The sequence below is a fragment of the Citrobacter sp. Igbk 14 genome (assembly GCF_028069825.1).
Taxonomy (GTDB): Bacteria; Pseudomonadota; Gammaproteobacteria; order Enterobacterales; family Enterobacteriaceae; genus Citrobacter.
Genome location: NZ_JANEWM010000021.1, coordinates 1 through 15,924 on the forward strand (window position 1 = coordinate 1; position 15,924 = coordinate 15,924).

Annotated in this window: 18 protein-coding genes and 2 pseudogenes; 14 read left to right on the forward strand and 6 right to left on the reverse strand. The window is 52.9% G+C overall.

All coding sequences use genetic code 11. The features are described 5' to 3' along the window. The 3 genes and pseudogenes from NNN64_RS10325 to tssJ all read left to right on the forward strand — a co-directional run. A pseudogene (locus tag NNN64_RS10325) lies at window positions 1-124 on the forward strand (type VI secretion system contractile sheath domain-containing protein); the annotation flags it as partial. Then, window positions 120-1,721: pseudogene (locus NNN64_RS10330) on the forward strand (ImcF-related family protein); the annotation flags it as partial. The pseudogenes NNN64_RS10325 and NNN64_RS10330, both read left to right, overlap by 5 nt. Before the next feature lie 2 nt (window positions 1,722-1,723). Beyond that, a complete protein-coding gene (tssJ, locus tag NNN64_RS23335) occupies window positions 1,724-2,554 on the forward strand; it encodes a type VI secretion system lipoprotein TssJ (RefSeq protein ID WP_442870702.1) in 831 nt (276 codons plus the stop codon). A 362-nt stretch (window positions 2,555-2,916) separates the two neighbouring features. Here the strand turns inward: tssJ and cbpM are convergent, their stop codons facing one another. Together cbpM and cbpA are read right to left on the reverse strand one after the other, a co-directional pair. After that, window positions 2,917-3,210: a chaperone modulator CbpM gene (gene cbpM / locus NNN64_RS10345; protein ID WP_271441321.1), complete on the reverse strand. Its 294-nt coding sequence runs from the start codon at window positions 3,208-3,210 to the stop codon at window positions 2,917-2,919. Continuing rightward, entirely contained in the window at window positions 3,210-4,130 is a 921-nt protein-coding gene (gene cbpA / locus NNN64_RS10350; protein WP_271441322.1) for a curved DNA-binding protein, read from the reverse strand. The genes cbpM and cbpA overlap by 1 nt, the downstream gene beginning before the upstream one ends. Window positions 4,131-4,404: 274 nt before the next feature. Between cbpA and NNN64_RS10355 the strand changes: the two genes are divergently transcribed. Continuing rightward, on the forward strand, window positions 4,405-4,707 hold the full coding sequence (locus NNN64_RS10355; protein WP_271441323.1) for an antibiotic biosynthesis monooxygenase family protein: 303 nt from the start codon (window positions 4,405-4,407) through the stop codon (window positions 4,705-4,707). Window positions 4,708-4,819: 112 nt separating this feature from the next. Here the strand turns inward: NNN64_RS10355 and dsbA are convergent, their stop codons facing one another. Next, complete coding sequence (gene dsbA / locus NNN64_RS10360) at window positions 4,820-5,443, reverse strand: thiol:disulfide interchange protein DsbA (protein WP_271441324.1); 624 nt, start codon at window positions 5,441-5,443, stop codon at window positions 4,820-4,822. Between the two features lie 413 nt (window positions 5,444-5,856). Here dsbA and NNN64_RS10365 point away from each other — a divergent pair, with 413 nt between their 5' ends. From NNN64_RS10365 to agp, 7 genes are all read left to right on the forward strand, one after another. Then, entirely contained in the window at window positions 5,857-6,219 is a 363-nt protein-coding gene (locus NNN64_RS10365) for a copper resistance protein (RefSeq protein WP_271441325.1), read from the forward strand. Between the two features lie 48 nt (window positions 6,220-6,267). After that, window positions 6,268-8,148 (forward strand): protein-disulfide reductase DsbD family protein, encoded by a 1,881-nt coding sequence (locus tag NNN64_RS10370; RefSeq protein WP_271441326.1) that lies wholly within the window; start codon window positions 6,268-6,270, stop codon window positions 8,146-8,148. Then, window positions 8,145-8,768: a DsbA family protein gene (locus NNN64_RS10375; protein WP_271441327.1), complete on the forward strand. Its 624-nt coding sequence runs from the start codon at window positions 8,145-8,147 to the stop codon at window positions 8,766-8,768. The genes NNN64_RS10370 and NNN64_RS10375 overlap by 4 nt, the downstream gene beginning before the upstream one ends. Next, entirely contained in the window at window positions 8,758-9,264 is a 507-nt protein-coding gene (locus NNN64_RS10380) for a protein disulfide oxidoreductase (RefSeq protein ID WP_271441328.1), read from the forward strand. Before NNN64_RS10375 ends, NNN64_RS10380 begins: the two co-directional genes overlap by 11 nt. Window positions 9,265-9,396: 132 nt before the next feature. Next, window positions 9,397-10,152: a sulfite exporter TauE/SafE family protein gene (locus NNN64_RS10385; protein WP_271441362.1), complete on the forward strand. Its 756-nt coding sequence runs from the start codon at window positions 9,397-9,399 to the stop codon at window positions 10,150-10,152. Between the two features lie 69 nt (window positions 10,153-10,221). Next, complete coding sequence (locus NNN64_RS10390) at window positions 10,222-10,929, forward strand: ArsR/SmtB family transcription factor (protein ID WP_271441329.1); 708 nt, start codon at window positions 10,222-10,224, stop codon at window positions 10,927-10,929. Between the two features lie 88 nt (window positions 10,930-11,017). Further along, complete coding sequence (agp, locus tag NNN64_RS10395) at window positions 11,018-12,259, forward strand: bifunctional glucose-1-phosphatase/inositol phosphatase (protein ID WP_271441330.1); 1,242 nt, start codon at window positions 11,018-11,020, stop codon at window positions 12,257-12,259. 40 nt (window positions 12,260-12,299) lie between these two features. On the opposite strand, the gene NNN64_RS10400 is transcribed toward agp, so the two are convergent. Together NNN64_RS10400 and wrbA are read right to left on the reverse strand one after the other, a co-directional pair. Further along, a complete protein-coding gene (locus NNN64_RS10400) occupies window positions 12,300-12,527 on the reverse strand; it encodes a YccJ family protein (RefSeq protein ID WP_271441331.1) in 228 nt (75 codons plus the stop codon). 20 nt (window positions 12,528-12,547) lie between these two features. After that, complete coding sequence (gene wrbA, locus NNN64_RS10405; RefSeq protein ID WP_003832057.1) at window positions 12,548-13,144, reverse strand: NAD(P)H:quinone oxidoreductase; 597 nt, start codon at window positions 13,142-13,144, stop codon at window positions 12,548-12,550. Between the two features lie 385 nt (window positions 13,145-13,529). On the opposite strand from wrbA, the gene NNN64_RS10410 reads away from it, so the two are divergent. From NNN64_RS10410 to rutR, 3 genes are all read left to right on the forward strand, one after another. Beyond that, window positions 13,530-13,703 carry a general stress protein gene (locus NNN64_RS10410; protein WP_003036022.1) on the forward strand — a complete coding sequence of 58 codons (174 nt, stop codon included), beginning with the start codon at window positions 13,530-13,532 and terminating at the stop codon, window positions 13,701-13,703. Window positions 13,704-13,865: 162 nt separating this feature from the next. Further along, a complete protein-coding gene (locus NNN64_RS10415) occupies window positions 13,866-14,780 on the forward strand; it encodes a DMT family transporter (protein WP_271441332.1) in 915 nt (304 codons plus the stop codon). A gap of 58 nt (window positions 14,781-14,838) precedes the next feature. Then, window positions 14,839-15,477: an HTH-type transcriptional regulator RutR gene (gene rutR / locus NNN64_RS10420; protein ID WP_271441333.1), complete on the forward strand. Its 639-nt coding sequence runs from the start codon at window positions 14,839-14,841 to the stop codon at window positions 15,475-15,477. Here rutR and NNN64_RS10425 read toward each other — a convergent pair. Beyond that, a complete protein-coding gene (locus tag NNN64_RS10425; protein ID WP_271441334.1) occupies window positions 15,474-15,869 on the reverse strand; it encodes a lysozyme inhibitor LprI family protein in 396 nt (131 codons plus the stop codon). The genes rutR and NNN64_RS10425 overlap by 4 nt on opposite strands. Window positions 15,870-15,924: the final 55 nt, after the last annotated feature.

Genomic DNA, 15,924 nt, shown 5'->3' on the forward strand with positions numbered 1-15,924 from the left:
TGAAGTGATGATCCCCGAAACCCGCGAGTTTGAGTTTGCGAACCTTGGGTTTATCCCGCTTAGCTACTACAAGAACCGCGATTATGCGTGTTTCTTCAGCGCGAACTCCACCCAGAAGCCGGCACAGAGGGCGACCACTGGACGGTATTGTGCGCGTCATGCCGCAGTCGCTTAATCTGACCCCGCAAATCAGCGATAACGATTTACGCGGACTGGAAAAAATCAGCGAACTGCTGCGTTATTCCGCGCCGGTCTGGCTGTGGCAGTTGTGTGACAGCAAGTGGTTGCAGGCAAAACGCACTGAACAGGCGGTGGGTGCTTCGTTTCCGCTTCGCGCAAAACCTGATGACATTACCCGCCAGCTTGAATTGATGCTGTCGGCCCTGCGAACGCAGGGAGTGAGTCAGGTGGCTGAGAACAACAGTCACGACTTCCTGCTGCGCCTGGGCCAGTACCTCCAGGACGGCGGTATCGCCCGCTGGGCTCAGCAACTGGCGCCATGGCTGTCTGCCTCACAGCAGCGTGTTCCGCTGCGTGGCCTGATGTTCAGCCTGGCACAGGGCAGGCCTGCTGAAGACACTGGCGAGACGACAGCAACTGGCGAAGAAAAGTACATTCCTGAATCACAACGCCATGCGCTGACCCTACCGGTTGTATGGCAGGGCATCGTGGATGACTGCGTCCGTGTTCGTGGCCGCCGTGTTGGTATGGCCTGGGAGCAGACCCTGGTCTGGACGCTGATGGCTATTATTGGTGTCTGGGGGGCGGGGACGCTGCTGTCGTTTGCGGTCAACCGTCTGCAGATTGTCTCCGTGGCGCAGCAGGCGCATGCTCTGGTGGAGCATCCTTCCGTATCGGATTACCAACTGACGGCCCTGCATACACTGCGTAATGACGCCGGCCGCCTGCAGCACCGTATTCAGGGCGGCGCGCCATGGTATCAGCGCTTCGGTCTGGACCATAATCAGCAGCTGCTCGACGCGATGCTGCCCTGGTACGGCGTGGCGAACAACCGCCTGATCCGCGACCCGGCAAATGCCGTCCTGACGCAGAAGCTCAGCGTGCTGGCAGGCTCCGCTCCCGGCAGCGACCAGCGGGCACTGCTGGCGAAACCGGGCTATGACCAACTGAAAGCCTGGCTGATGATGGCCCGTCCGGATAAAGCCGACGGCGCGTATTACGCTCAGACCATGAAAGTCGTGCAGCCGACGCGGCTGGGTATCTCCACTGGTCTGTGGCAAAGCCTGTCGCCGGACCTGTGGGCGTTCTACATCGCCGAACTGCCGAAGCAGCCACAGTGGAAAATCGCGCCGGATGCGCAACTGGTGAGCCAGAGCCGCCAGGTGCTGTTGCAGCAGATTGGCCGCCGCAACGCCGAAAGTACGCTCTATGAAAACATGCTCAAATCTGTGCGTCGTAATTTTGCCGATGTCTCCCTGGAAGACATGACCAGCGGGACCGATGCCCGCCGTCTGTTTACCACGGATGAGGTGGTGCCGGGCATGTTCACCCGTCAGGCGTGGGAAGGCGGCATTCAGCAGGCTATCGAAAAGGCTGCAAACTCCCGCCGGGATGAAATTGACTGGGTGCTGAGTGACAGCCGGAAAGCGGTTTCCTCGGATTTGTCGCCGGAAGCACTGAAAGCACGTCTGACGCAACGTTACTTCACCGACTTTGCCGGCAGCTGGCTGAGCTTCCTCAACAGCCTGCGGCTTAAACCGACGTGTTACGTACAAGTTTAACTAAAACAGCGCGCTGGCTGTTCCCCCTGCTGGTATTCAGTCTGGTGGGGTGCGGGGTGACGCAGAGCATCACCGATGGCAGCAAATCAGCATTTAACTCTGTGTTCTACAAAAAGATTAAGGTGCTTCACCTGGATTTCACGGCACGTGAAGCACTGAATACGGATGAACGTGAAAACAACGCGTTGTCGGAGCCCGTCGTGGTACGCGTCTATCAATTGAAAGACACTAAAACTTTCAACAGAAGTGTGTACCAACAGTTATTGAACGATGGTGAAGCCGTTCTTGGGGCTGACATGCTGTCCACCCGTGATGTGGTCGTGAAACCAGGTGGTGACGCACTGCTTGATATGCCGATGGAAGACGATGCGAAATATGTGGCCGTGGTGGGGTTATTTCGGCAACAGGCATTTCAGCGTCTGATTGCTCCCGTCATGCGCCGGCTGCGGCTGATGATTGGTCGTGCCGTAGTGACGCTGGTCAATGACAGCCTGAAGATGCAGAACCTGCAGGTGACGAGCCTCGATGATGGTCCACTGGATGACGTCGAACGCCCTCTGCAGTACGGTCAGATTAGTGTCCCGCTGGCTGGCTCTGAAGCCATTATGGTGAGTCTTGGCGGCGATACTGATTCCGCCGTTGCTCTGGTGGTTGATGACCGTCGTTATCGTCCTACCGGTCTGGTCGCGGGCGATAGCGGTCTTTATCACTACGAGGGGCACCGCATCCGCTTATCTGAACAATATGGAGTGGGAGTTTCGACACTTTATAAAAAATTTCCTATCTGCGCTAATTCTGCTTCAGTTTTGTGAACTACCGCACTAAGCCGCCAATCTGGCGGCTATGATACGGTTCCAACGTTCGGCATCATTTCATATCAAATCTTGCACCAATGTCACTTAAACTTAGAACGCTTGATGCGATCCAATTTTAGCTGTCAAAGTTTCGCGATTTATGTGCCGCGCTACACGGACTGTAAAATTTCTGCCGGAATTTTTGTACGGTCAGGGCGTGAAGGGGGGGCCGATATCCGCAGTTTTTCTGAATATCTGCCGGGCGGGTATTGAGCTCAACAATCCGTAGCTGAGAAATCGAATCTGATGAGTTGGGTTCTTTATAAAAAATACGCCCTGCAAATCTGTAGGTGCGGCTCAACGCCGCACCCTTAATATATTCACGGATGGCTAATAAATCGGGACAGGCGTTGGCGCAAAAGGCGGTTTTCCTGTCGTAGCTGCGCATTTTCCTCGAGCAACGTCAGTGCGACAGCAATCCCAGGCCAGTCAAGCGCCAGTTCATGGCGCAGACGCAGTGCGCGTTGCACCACGGTCAGCGCATGGTCATCAAAGGTCTCATCTTCACGGGGTTCGATTATCCCTAAACCGACAATTTCATTCAGTTCCTCTGCAGAAACACCGGTATGCAGACAAAACTCGGTAATGGTAAAGGTAACGGTCACGTTAGCCATTATGCTTTCCCCCACTCTTTACGCGGATCAAAGGACTTCTGCGCATCCGCCAGCTGTTGCCACAAGGCGGCGCTGTTGTCGTCAGGTTTCGGCGGCATCACGATTTTGATGACCGCGTACAGGTCGCCAGTATGTTTTTTACCGACCAGACCTTTGCCTTTGATACGTAATCGCTGTCCAGCCTGGCTTCCTGCGGGGATGGTCAGCAAAATACTCTCTTTGAGTGTTGGTACAGTCACTTTTGCGCCCAATGCGGCTTCCCATGGGGCAAGCGGAACGACAACTTCCAGATCCTGATTAACAATATCAAACAGCGGATGCGGCGCGATATGAATCACCAGCCACAAATCACCGTTCGGGCCACCGTTTTCACCAGGGGTTCCCTGACCTTTCAGGCGAATGCGCTGCCCATTGCCGACACCGGCCGGGATCTTAACGTTGAGGGTTTTGGGGATTTCCCGCTCGATCATGCCAAACGCATTGTACACCGGCAGATTGTAACTGATGGTGCGGCTATGCTCAGCAAGGGTTTCTTCGAGGAAAACGGCGACCTCGATTTCAATATCATGTCCGCGACTGGCGTGGCGCTGCCGTGACTGATGTGCGTGCTGGCCAAAAATTGAAGAGAAGATATCGTCGAAATCTTCAGCGTTGTAGCGTTGACCTTCTCCTTGCTGGAACTGACGATTAAACTGCGGGTCGTTGCGATGCTGCCACAACTGGTCGTATTCGGCGCGTCGCTGTTCATCGCTCAGTACTTCCCAGGCTTCGGCAACTTCTTTAAAACGGGCTTCAGCGTCGGTTTCTTTGCTGACATCGGGATGGTATTTTCGCGCGAGACGACGGTAGGCGGTCTTGATTGTCTTGAGATCGTCTGTCGGCTTCACGCCCATAATGGCGTAATAATCCTTTAATTCCATAGCGTTCTCTCGTGTAAATCAACACATGAAGAAGGCAATTCCTCTCAAAAGGTATCACCGTTAAGTTTAGGGTAATCCTGATAGGCACGAATGCCAACCATGAAAAAGGGGGGCGCAGCTCATAAAAGGGTCACCGGCTAATGTGGTGAGCCTGCTTGTTTATTTACCTATCACACTCACATTCTCCTTTTTCACCAGACTGTTCGTTGTTGAGCGAAGCATCGCATTTAATCCGGCAATAGAGTGGCTGAAATTAACAAGGGAGAGATACTGAATGATCGCCGTTATTTTTGAAGCAGATGTGCATCCTCAGGGGAGGGAGCGATATCTTCAACTGGCCTCAGAGCTGAAGCCGTTGTTGGCAGAGATCCCCGGGTTTATTTCTATCGAACGATTTCAGAGCATTAATACGCCCGGGAAAATGCTGTCACTTTCATGGTGGGAGGATGAGGATGCAGTACTCAGGTGGAAATGCAACGTCAGGCATCAGGCCGCACAACAGGAGGGTAAGCAGTTGATTTTTTCATACTACAGAATACGTGTTGCTACTGTTTTGAAGGATTACGCCTCTGAATAAGGTTCTGCCAGCGTATATGATAGTTAACAGTCAATAATGTCCGCCTGTAGGAACAAGAGCCAGAACAGGCTCTGGCTCTTGTTGATGGTGCGTCAGTAATATTAACGGCTTATCAAGGCTTGGAAAAAAGAAAACGAACGGTATCAGCGTAGTTCTGGACAAAAGCGTTAACGTTATCTGATTTTAATCCTTTCGGGTTAATCATATATTTACCCTTGATAAAGATAGCCGGTACACCTTTCAGGTCTACCGCTTTAGCCAACTCCTGTTGTTTCGCCGTTAATGATTTTACGGCAAAGCTATTCCACGCAGCATCATAGTCGTTTGCACTGACACCAGCGCGGATAAATACATTTCGGATATCATCTGCTGTTTTAACAGTTTGTTTTTTCTGCACGGCATCAAACAGTAAAGGTTTTACTTTATCTTCCACGTTTAACAGCATAGCGACAGACCAGGCGTGTGTCATCTCCGGCCCCAACGGGCCTAAGAAATCGACGTGATACTCAGTGAGTTTGACATCAGTAGGTAATGTTTTTTTCACATTATCAGTGACTTCCAGAACTTCATCATACTGGTAGCATGAAGGGCAATAAAATGAAAAAAACTTAAGCGCAGCGGGCGCTGACGCAACTGGCTTTTCAAGTGAAATATATTCTTTGCCATCGGTAAATGTTGCTGCCTGAACGCTCACAGTAAAAAACAGGCCTAGAAGAGGAAGTAAGATTTTTTTCATTTTCATATACTCTAAATAACATTTAACAAACAATTGTTTTGATGATGAACATAACGTTCATGGCGGCAAGTGATAATACAATATTCATCAGAAAATGTGCTGACTCTTACTTTCATTTACGTAGGAATATCCGCTGGCGGACTTCTCTTTCATTTTTATCATCAGTGATGAAATATCTGTTGGACGCTTTTGGAATGACAGATAATAAACCCTGTGATATTTCCGGCTTTGTTTTATTAGTGCCATTATTTTGTAATAGTGAAATTGATTAATAACATTAATCATCATTTCTGGGCAGATCGCTGTGGGAGGAATGAGATTTGACCGGCCTCTGCCGACATAACTTTACAGGGTAAAGGTTGCCAAAACCTCGCCAGTGGCTAAGATAACTCGCGTCAATCAGTGAGGGTATAATGGCGAAACGTCAACGGATGGGATGGTGGTTCCTCTGCCTGGCATGTGTTGTGGTGATGGTATGCACCGCGCAACGCATGGCGGGTCTGCACGCTTTGCAGATGAACACCGCGACCACTGCTGTTGTCGCGAGCGCCCAGGCCGATACCGATGAAGCTTCGCCCGTTACGCCGTGTGAACTGAGCGCAAAATCGTTGCTGGCTGCACCGCCAGTATTGTTCGAAGGCGCGATCCTGGTGCTATGTTTGCTCATGTCGCTGTTGGCACCTGTGCGGGCATTTCGCCTACCTTTTTTCCCTCCGCGCGTTATCTCGCCGCCCACACTTAGGGTTCATCTCCGATTTTGTGTCTTCCGTGAATGACAGCGCAGCCGTTGCTGACTGTTAGATAATTATTCACGGAGAAAAAATATGAAGACTGTTTTCAGGCAGGCGCTGCTCTGCCTGTTATTGCTATGGCTGCCCGTATCCTGGGCGGCTGATATCGGCTGGCTGCGTTCACCCGATAACAATCACGCCAGTGTACGGTTACGTGCCGATACAGCCGCAGGCGGTGAAACCCGACTGCTGCTCGATGTTAAACTGGAGGATGGCTGGAAAACCTACTGGCGATCGCCGGGTGAGGGCGGTGTAGCACCGTCCATCGTCTGGAAAGATAAAATGCCTGCTGTTGATTGGTACTGGCCGACACCCGCGCGTTTTGAGGTCGCCAATATCACCACCCAGGGATATCACGGTAATGTCACCTTCCCGATGGTCGTACGTGGCACAACGCCAACCACCCTTAACGGTGTATTGACCCTATCAACCTGCAGCAATGTCTGTCTGTTAACGGATTTTCCCTTTTCCGTGACGCCGAGCGTTCAGGACCCGTCTTTTGCTCATGACTATGCGCAAGCGATGGGGCAAGTACCGCTGGCCAGCGGCCTGACCGATGCGCTTAGTGCCGGGGCGCGAGCCGGAGAGCTGGTGGTTGAGGCGCGTCGTACGGGGGGCTGGTCTGCACCAGGCCTGTACCTGGATACCGTTGATGATGCGGATTTTGGTATGCCCCAAATCCGCGTAGAGGGCGAAACACTATGGGCAACGGTTCCGGTTCATGACAGCTGGGGGGAAGGGGCGCCGAATCTTCGGGGTAAGCAACTGACACTGGTTCTGGCTGATAACGGCGTTGCGCAGGAAAGTCGTCTTGCCATTGGCGATGCGCCAGTGGTGCAGAATGCAGAGATCTCGCTATGGCAGGTGGTGCTGATGGCGCTGTCAGGCGGGTTGATTCTTAACTTAATGCCCTGCGTGCTTCCGGTGCTGGGCATGAAGCTGGGCTCGATTTTACTGGTTGAGGAGAAAAGCCGTCTTCAGGTTCGCCGCCAGTTTCTGGCATCGGTGGCTGGCATCCTGGTCTCTTTTATGGCCCTTGCGCTGCTGATGACGGTGCTGCGCCTGACCAATCAGGCGCTTGGTTGGGGGATCCAGTTCCAGAGTCCGTGGTTTATCGGTTTTATGATGCTGGTGATGCTGACGTTCAGCGCCAGCCTGTTTGGGCTGTTTGAATTCCGCCTTCCTTCAGCAATGACCACCATACTGGCAACTCGCGGCGGTAACGGCTTGTCAGGGCATTTCTGGCAAGGCGCGTTTGCGACGTTGCTTGCCACACCGTGCAGTGCGCCGTTCCTGGGGACGGCAGTGGCGGTGGCGTTGACCGCCTCGCTTCCGACGCTATGGGGGCTGTTCCTTGCGCTCGGGCTGGGGATGAGTTTGCCATGGTTGCTGGTGGCGCTGCGTCCAGGTCTGGCGCTGCGTCTGCCGCGTCCGGGGCGTTGGATGAATATCTTGCGGCGTCTTCTCGGCGTGATGATGCTTGGCTCGGCGATCTGGCTGGCAACATTGCTGCTCCCGCATCTGGGGTTCGCAAGCCAAAGTACAGCCAAAGAGAGTGTGAACTGGCAACCGCTGAGCGAGCAGGCCATCGAAGAGGCACTGGCCCAGCACAAGCGCGTATTTGTAGATGTAACGGCAGACTGGTGTATTACCTGTAAAGTTAATAAATACAATGTACTACAAAAAGAAGATGTCCAGTCGGCACTGCAACAACCCGATGTGGTAGCCCTGCGGGGTGACTGGACACTGCCCTCTGAAGCGATTACCGAATTCCTGAAAAAACGCGGCCAGGTCGCTGTGCCGTTCAACCAAATTTATGGCCCCGGTTTGCCGCAAGGCCAGGCGTTGCCGACGTTGTTAACCCGCGATGCGGTGCTAAATACACTGGCCGGTGCCAAAGGAGTAACCCCATGAAAATGATGATTATCCTGCTGTTAACCCTGTTTTCTGCCGTCAGCGTGGCGAAAGAACCTGCGCCATTTACGCCTGAGCAGGAGAAGCAAATTGAAGCGCTGATTCAGGAAGCGCTGTTTAACGATCCCAATAGCCCGCGTATTGGTGCCAGGCAGGCTAAACTGACGCTGATAAATTTCACCGATTACAACTGCCCATATTGCAAGCAGTTGGATCCGATGCTGGAAAAAATTGTACAGAAATATCCTGATGTGGCGGTGGTGATTAAACCGCTGCCGTTTAAAGGGGAAAGTTCGGTTCTGTCGGCGCGAACCGCGCTGACGACCTGGCGTGAGCACCCGCAGCAGTTTCTGGCGTTACATGAGAAACTGATGCAGAAGAAGGGCTACCACACGGCAGTGAGTATTAAACAGGCACAGGAGAAAGCCGCTGCCAGCCCTGTGACGCTGGATGCACAAAGTGAAGAGACGCTGAGCACCAACCTGCAACTGGCACGTCTGGTTGGTGTGCGGGGCACACCTGCAACGATTATTGGCGATGAGCTGATCCCGGGTGCAGTACCGTGGGAAACACTGGAAGAGGTGGTCAAAGAAAAACTGGCGGCCGCAAATGGTCAGTAAACTGCGCCGCTGGCTGCGCGAAGGACTGATCTTACTGGTGTTATTCGCCGGGGCGATGTTGTTGATGGATGCCTGGCGAGCGCCCCAGCTTCCCGCAGCGTTTGACAGCACACCTTTGCAGACGCTGGATGGTGAAAACGTTACGCTGGCCGCGCTCAGCAAAGAGGAGCCAGTGCTGATCTATTTCTGGGCGAGCTGGTGCGGCGTGTGTCGGTTCACGACACCGGAAGTCGCCAGACTGCACTCAGAAGGCGAGAACGTGATAACCATTGCGCTGCGCTCCGGTAATGAGGCGGAGGTAACGCGCTGGCTGGCGCGTAAAGGCGTAGACTTTCCTGTCATCAACGATGCCGACGGGGCCATCTCCCGCAGTTGGGACATCAGCGTCACGCCAACGCTGGTCGTGATGTCGCACGGTCGCGTGGTATCGACAACCAGCGGCTGGACCAGTTACTGGGGAATGAAGTTACGCCTCTGGTGGGCAAAAACTGTCTGATTCTGATGCCGGGGAAACCCGGCATTTTTTCTGCCGCAGCACACCAGGAGGGCATATTTCGTTTCCCGACGAAGCAAACCTGGCGATTGACGTCCAGAATAGGTCATCCTCTTTTTTCCTGGAACGTACATGATGGCAACTTCTTTCGCGCTCGACTCCTCCCTGGTGATAATGATTGCCGCAACCTTTGTGCTGGCGGGGATGGTGAAAGGCGTAACGGGCATGGGCTTACCCACGGTGGCGATGGGGATCCTCGGATCGCTTATTTCTCCGGTCGCGGCGGCGGCGATGCTGCTGTTACCCTCTCTGATTAGCAATCTGTTTCAGTTTGGCGGTGGTGGTAATACCGGCCGATTGCTGCAACGATTGTGGCCTATGCTGCTGGCGGTGGTGATTGCCACTTTGCTTGCCAGTGTCTGGATCACCGGGGGCGACACAACCCGGACCCAGTTTGCGCTTGGCATGGCACTGGTGGCCTATGCCATCTGGACGCTGATGGGGAAAAAAATTACCGTGGATCCGCAGCGTGAAAAACCCTTTTCCCTTGTCATTGGATTGGTGACCGGTTTATTGACGGGGGGAACGGGGGTATTTGTTATGCCCGCCGTGCCATGGATCCAGTCTTTGGGCTTTGAAAAGGATGAATTGGTGCAGGCGCTTGGCATTTCGTTCACGTTTTCGACGCTGGCGTTAGCTCTGGGCTTGTGGTGGCACAATGCGTTACCTGTTCAGTCCCTGAGTTTATCGGCTTTTGCCATTCTTCCAGCGCTACTGGGACAGTGGCTAGGGACTCGTGTGCGACGAGTGATTTCACCTGTGGTGTTTAAACGCTGTTTTCTGTTTTGCCTGGTGGGGTTGGGCGTGGAGATGATGCTGCGCGCCGCGTAAGTCTCGCTGTGACTTTACGCCTGTTTCATGCCATCGTTAATTCAGAGGGTTAACGCCAAAGGAGGTGCTATGGCATCGGTAATACTGCACGAAGAAGAGGGTGAACTGGAGTTGCAAATGGCGCTTACTGCGGCAGTGATGGCGGATAAATCGCGTTCGCGTATGTTGTGTGCGTTGATGGATGGGCGCGCCTGGACCGCAACTGAACTTAGCGCGGTGGCGGACGTGTCAGCCTCGACGGCCAGCGCACATCTGGCGCGTCTGTGCGAACAACGATTTGTTGTGGCGTTAGCCCAGGGACGACACCGTTATTTTCGCCTGGCAAGTGCGGAGATAGCCGGCCTCCTGGAACGCCTGATGGGTGTGGCATGGTCTGCATCAACGTCGCGAAAAATCACCACCCCAATACACCTGCGGCATGCGCGAACCTGCTATGACCACCTTGCCGGCGAAGTGGCCGTGAGGCTTTTTGATACTCTGGTTGCCCGGCAATGGTTAACAGCGGATGGCGAAACGCTGACCGCTCTGGGGCAGGAAAAACTGGCAGAAATGGGGATTGTCCTTTGTGCCGGTGTGACCCGACGAAAGATAAGCTGCGGCTGTCTGGACTGGAGTGAGCGACGTTATCATCCGGGCGGCGTGCTCGGTGCCACGTTGCTGAGCTGGTTTAGCGAACAGAAGTGGATTAAAACGCAGACAGGTAGCCGGCACGTCACCTTTACCCCACTAGGAGTGCGCAAACTTCAGACGGAATTTGGCATCCAAACGACACGGTAGATCCCTCATTTTTGCGAAAGCGTTCCCGGAAAAATGTCATATATCTGTCACACTCTGTGGTGATTGATAACAACAAGAGGTCGTAGGGATGAACAAATCGTTAATCGCCACCGCCGTGGCGGGGGCTGTATTGCTGTCAACGGCTGCACAGGCACAGACGGCACCGGAAGGTTATCAGCTTCAGCAAGTATTGATGATGAGCCGGCATAACTTACGTGCACCTTTAGCCAATAATGGCAGCGTTCTCGAGCAGTCTACCCCCAAACAGTGGCCGGAGTGGGATGTCCCAGGCGGACAACTCACCACGAAGGGCGGCGTGCTGGAAATTTATATGGGCCATTACATACGTGAATGGTTGGCAGAGCAGGGCATGGTGAAATCCGGGGAATGTCCGGCCCCGGGCACGGTTTACACCTATGCTAACAGCCTGCAGCGTACGGTCGCGACGGCGCAGTTTTTTGTCACGGGGGCTTTCCCGGGGTGTGACGTTCCGGTCCATCATCAGGAAAAAATGGGTACCATGGACCCCACTTTTAACCCGGTGATCACTGATGATTCGGCAACATTCAGTCAGCAGGCTGTTCAGGCAATGGAGAAAGAGCGCAGCCAGATGCAGCTCGACGAAAGTTACCAACTGCTTGAGCAAATGACAAACTACAAAGACTCGCCGTCCTGCAAAGAAAAACAGCAGTGTTCTCTGACCGATGCGAAAGACACATTCAGTGCGAAGTATCAGCAGGAGCCTGGTGTTTCCGGGCCACTGAAAGTGGGGAATTCGCTGGTTGATGCCTTCACCTTGCAATATTACGAGGGCTTCCCGATGGACAAGGTCGCCTGGGGGGAGATCAAATCTGATCAACAGTGGAAGGTACTGTCAAAGCTGAAAAATGGTTATCAGGACAGCCTGTTCACCTCTGCGGAAGTGGCGAAAAATGTCGCCAAACCATTGGTCAAATATATCGACAATGCGTTGGTGACTGAACGGGCGAAAGCGCCGAAAATTACGGTGCTGGTGGGACATGACTCGAACATCGCGTCATTGCTCACGGCACTGGATTTTAAACCGTATCAGCTCCATGACCAGAACGAACGTACGCCTATTGGCGGCAAAATTGTCTTCCAGCGCTGGCATGACAGCAACACAAATCGCGATCTGATGAAAATTGAGTATGTGTATCAGAGTGCGCAGCAACTGCGAAATGCGGAGGTTCTGACGCTCAAATCCCCGGCCCAACGTGTGACGCTGGAACTGAAGGGGTGTCCGATTGATGCTAATGGCTTTTGCCCTGTTGAGAAATTCGATAGCGTACTGAATGAGGCGGCGAAGTAAGCAAAGAAAACTCCCCCGTGCAAACGGGGGAGTCCGAATGCTAAACGTTTTTGCGTTCGATAGTCTGTTCACCCCAAAAGAGTGAATCTTTGTCAGTTTTCTCAAAGGCTTTGATCAGTACTTCATCGCTACCTTCTTCCCAAATTTTTTCCGCCATTTTCTCGTCATAGTGGGCGACTTCAAAAATGGCTTCGGCTATTTCTGGCGATGTGTTGCGCAGACTTGCCCATTCGCCGACGCGATGGGCTTTCGCTTCTTGAGTTGGCATTCGAATCCTCCTGTTGAAGATTAGCCGTTGAGTTTTACTGCCAGACCTGCGACATATTCACCCTGATAGCGGGCGATAGATAACTCTTCCTGACTTGGCTGTCGGGAGCCGTCACCCCCGGCAATGGTAGTTGCGCCGTACGGCGTACCGCCACGAACTTGTGAGACATCAAACAGTTCTTGCGCCGCATAACCGATGGGAACAATCACCATCCCGTGGTGGGCAAGCGTTGTCCAGGTTGATGTAATGGTTTGTTCCTGACCGCCGCCAGTGCCTGTTGAGCTGAATACGCTGGCGAGTTTGCCGTAAAGGCCGCCAGATGCCCACAGTCCGCCGGTCTGATCCAGGAAGGTACGCATCTGACCCGACATGTTGCCAAAGCGCGTGGGAGTACCAAAAATGATGGCGTCGTAATCAGCCAGTTCCTGCGGGGTTGCGACTGGTGCGTTTTGTGTTTTACCGCCTGCTTTCAGGAAGATTTCAGGCTGCATTGTCTCTGGCACACGCTTAATAATGACTTCCGCGCCATCTACCTTATTTGCGCCTTCTGCGACTGCATGGGCCATGGTTTCAATGTGTCCGTACATGGAATAATAAAGCACCAGAACTTTTGCCATTTTACACTACTCCTCAAGTTAACCGTGTCCGTAGCGATTCGCTACCTCCCTTTAAAGATATGACGTACGGCCAGGAGTGCAAATTTCACAATCACTTCTTTGATTTATAACAATTTTTATAACAACTGTTTTTGTTGCAAAATGATACATTTTTAACCTGACGTAATTTGGTAGCCATAAGAAAGACTTATTGATTTCATTTCGCGATTATTAACATCTTGCGGCCATTCCTGTTGCAGAATATTACAGTTCGCCGGTTATCCGGTTACTCTTCACTATGCTTAATCCCACGCAGTAAACATCAGGGCACGGCCCATGCGCTGCGTGAGGTATCACTCCTCAGTACCTATGCAATATGATGGCTAATCAATGACGGAGGTCAGTAATGGCAAACCATCGGGGCGGTTCCGGCAACTTTGCGGAAGACCGTGAAAGAGCATCAGAAGCAGGTCGAAAAGGTGGCCAGCACAGCGGGGGCAACTTCAAGAATGACCCGCAACGCGCTTCAGAAGCAGGCAAAAAAGGGGGCAAGAATAGTCACGGCAACAACAAATCGTAATTGTCGGGCTGTCTGTTAGAGATATCGTGACGGCTGAGTGTTCAGAGACAGACGTTACGTCGCCACCGCCGCCGGGTTGTTCCGGCGGTTTTTTTTGTCTGCAAGGTTGAACTGTAACAAAACGCAACGCAGACTAATGACATTCAGCTAATCGGGTGTCTCATGTCATTACTTTCTCGTTATTCCTTCTCTGTTAAACCCCAGGAGGCGATCCTCATTGTGATCACCATGTTCTGGGGCGGAACGTTTTTGGCTGTGCAATATGCTGTCACGCTGAGCGGTCCCTTTTTCTTTGTCGGCGTGCGCTTTGCGACAGCGGCACTGGCGGTGGCGTTGCTGTCATTGCCTACATTGCGTGGGCTGACATGGTTGGAAGTCAAAGCCGGAGTGGCGATTGGCGTAGCGATTGCGCTGGGCTATAGCCTGCAAACCTGGGGATTACAGTCTATTCCCAGCAGTAAGTCGGCATTTATTACTGCGATGTATGTACCACTGGTACCGCTGTTGCAGTGGTTGTGTCTGGGACGAATGCCAGGAGTGATGCCGTGCGTCGGTATTGTGTTGGCCTTTATCGGACTGATATTTCTTGCCGGACCGGATGGCAATTTACTGGCGCTTGGTGAAGGGGAGTGGATCACGCTGGTGGGGGCGGTGGCGATAGCGGCTGAAATTATCCTGATCAGCGCATGGGCTGGAAAAGTGGATGTACGTCGGGTCACTGTGGTGCAACTGGCAACCGCTTCTGTAGTGGCATTTATTGCGATGGGGCCCGCAGGTGAGTCGGTTCCTCCCATGTCGACGGGCTTGCTGGCCGTGGCATTAGGATTGGGTATTTTTAGCGCGATTATCCAGGTTACCATGAACTGGGCGCAGCGCAGCGTGTCGCCGACACGCGCAACGGTAATCTATACCGGTGAGCCTGTATGGGCGGGGATTTTTGGTCGACTCGCAGGAGAACGCCTTCCGCTGCTTGCTCTGTTGGGGGCGGCATTCATTATCATTGGCGTACTGGTCAGCGAACTGAAGTTCAAAAAGAAGAAAGCCGTCCAGCAGGAGGCTCCCCCCGAGTCGCTTTAATTTAACTTTTCAGAGTGCGATTTGTTATGCTGACGCCCTCAGAACAAGGAGAGGGTGCATGGCTCAAGGCGCAGAGAAAAAAACAGGTAAACGCTCGCAGGCCGTGAGCGCGAAACGCCAGGCTATCTTAACCGCGGCATTAAATATCTTTTCCCAGTATGGGATTCATGGCACGCGTCTGGAGCAGGTTGCGGAACTGGCGGGGGTGTCTAAAACGAATCTGCTTTATTACTACCCTTCTAAAGAGGTGCTCTACATTGCCGTATTACGCCAGATCCTTGATATCTGGCTGGCACCGCTGAAGGCCTTTCGCGAGGACTTTGCACCGCTGGTGGCGATTAAAGAGTACATCCGGCTCAAACTGGAAGTGTCCCGCGATTATCCTCAGGCATCGCGACTGTTTTGTATGGAAATGCTGGCAGGCGCACCTTTGTTGATGACGGAATTAACGGGCGATCTTAAAACGTTGATTGACGAGAAATCCGCATTGATTGCCGGATGGGTCAGCAGTGGAAAACTGGCGCCGGTTGACCCGCATCATCTGATTTTTATGATTTGGGCTTCAACGCAACATTACGCTGACTTTGCCCCACAGGTCGAGGCAGTGACGGGCGCAACGCTGCGTGATGAAGCCTTTTTTAACCAAACGGTGGAGAGCGTACAGCGAATGATTATTGAAGGGATCCGTGTGCGCTAGTTGGCGGGGGGTAACGGGCAACTTAAGTCGCCCTCTTCACATTGCAAGAGGGCGGCGAGAAATGCTTCTCGCTCGTTGGTTTTGTCCGTTAAACACTGGCTGGTGATCATCGACTGTATGCTGCCGCCTTCCGTGCCTGAACTGATCAATGCACAGTCTGCATCACGCAGGGTAATCCATGCGACCTGTGCTTTTTTCAGTAAATCACGTTGGGTGGGGGCGGCGCGCTTCAGTGCATTCTGATAAGTCTCATTTAGCTTTGTGTCGGCCGTCTTATACTGCTCAGCGGCGCAGGTATTCATTTCAATCTGGTTGTTTGCGTTTGCGCAGTCATCCGCCAGTGCGTGACTGCTTAGCAGCAGTGCTGCACAGGTCAGTACAATTCGTTTCATGCTTCCCTCTGGCTTAATAAAAAAAGGCCCCGTAACCGGAGCCTTAATTAACCAT

Coding starts and splice junctions, on each gene's coding strand:
- NNN64_RS10415 (WP_271441332.1), top strand. CDS start 13,866: ATGTCATTACTTTCTCGTTATTCCTTCTCTGTTAAACCCCAGGAGGCG.
- cbpM (WP_271441321.1), bottom strand. CDS start 3,210: ATGGCTAACGTGACCGTTACCTTTACCATTACCGAGTTTTGTCTGCAT.
- agp (WP_271441330.1), top strand. CDS start 11,018: ATGAACAAATCGTTAATCGCCACCGCCGTGGCGGGGGCTGTATTGCTG.
- NNN64_RS10425 (WP_271441334.1), bottom strand. CDS start 15,869: ATGAAACGAATTGTACTGACCTGTGCAGCACTGCTGCTAAGCAGTCAC.
- NNN64_RS10370 (WP_271441326.1), top strand. CDS start 6,268: ATGAAGACTGTTTTCAGGCAGGCGCTGCTCTGCCTGTTATTGCTATGG.
- rutR (WP_271441333.1), top strand. CDS start 14,839: ATGGCTCAAGGCGCAGAGAAAAAAACAGGTAAACGCTCGCAGGCCGTG.
- NNN64_RS10375 (WP_271441327.1), top strand. CDS start 8,145: ATGAAAATGATGATTATCCTGCTGTTAACCCTGTTTTCTGCCGTCAGC.
- NNN64_RS10355 (WP_271441323.1), top strand. CDS start 4,405: ATGATCGCCGTTATTTTTGAAGCAGATGTGCATCCTCAGGGGAGGGAG.
- cbpA (WP_271441322.1), bottom strand. CDS start 4,130: ATGGAATTAAAGGATTATTACGCCATTATGGGCGTGAAGCCGACAGAC.
- NNN64_RS10390 (WP_271441329.1), top strand. CDS start 10,222: ATGGCATCGGTAATACTGCACGAAGAAGAGGGTGAACTGGAGTTGCAA.
- NNN64_RS10380 (WP_271441328.1), top strand. CDS start 8,758: ATGGTCAGTAAACTGCGCCGCTGGCTGCGCGAAGGACTGATCTTACTG.
- NNN64_RS10385 (WP_271441362.1), top strand. CDS start 9,397: ATGGCAACTTCTTTCGCGCTCGACTCCTCCCTGGTGATAATGATTGCC.
- NNN64_RS10400 (WP_271441331.1), bottom strand. CDS start 12,527: ATGCCAACTCAAGAAGCGAAAGCCCATCGCGTCGGCGAATGGGCAAGT.
- NNN64_RS10365 (WP_271441325.1), top strand. CDS start 5,857: ATGGCGAAACGTCAACGGATGGGATGGTGGTTCCTCTGCCTGGCATGT.
- dsbA (WP_271441324.1), bottom strand. CDS start 5,443: ATGAAAAAAATCTTACTTCCTCTTCTAGGCCTGTTTTTTACTGTGAGC.
- wrbA (WP_003832057.1), bottom strand. CDS start 13,144: ATGGCAAAAGTTCTGGTGCTTTATTATTCCATGTACGGACACATTGAA.
- NNN64_RS10410 (WP_003036022.1), top strand. CDS start 13,530: ATGGCAAACCATCGGGGCGGTTCCGGCAACTTTGCGGAAGACCGTGAA.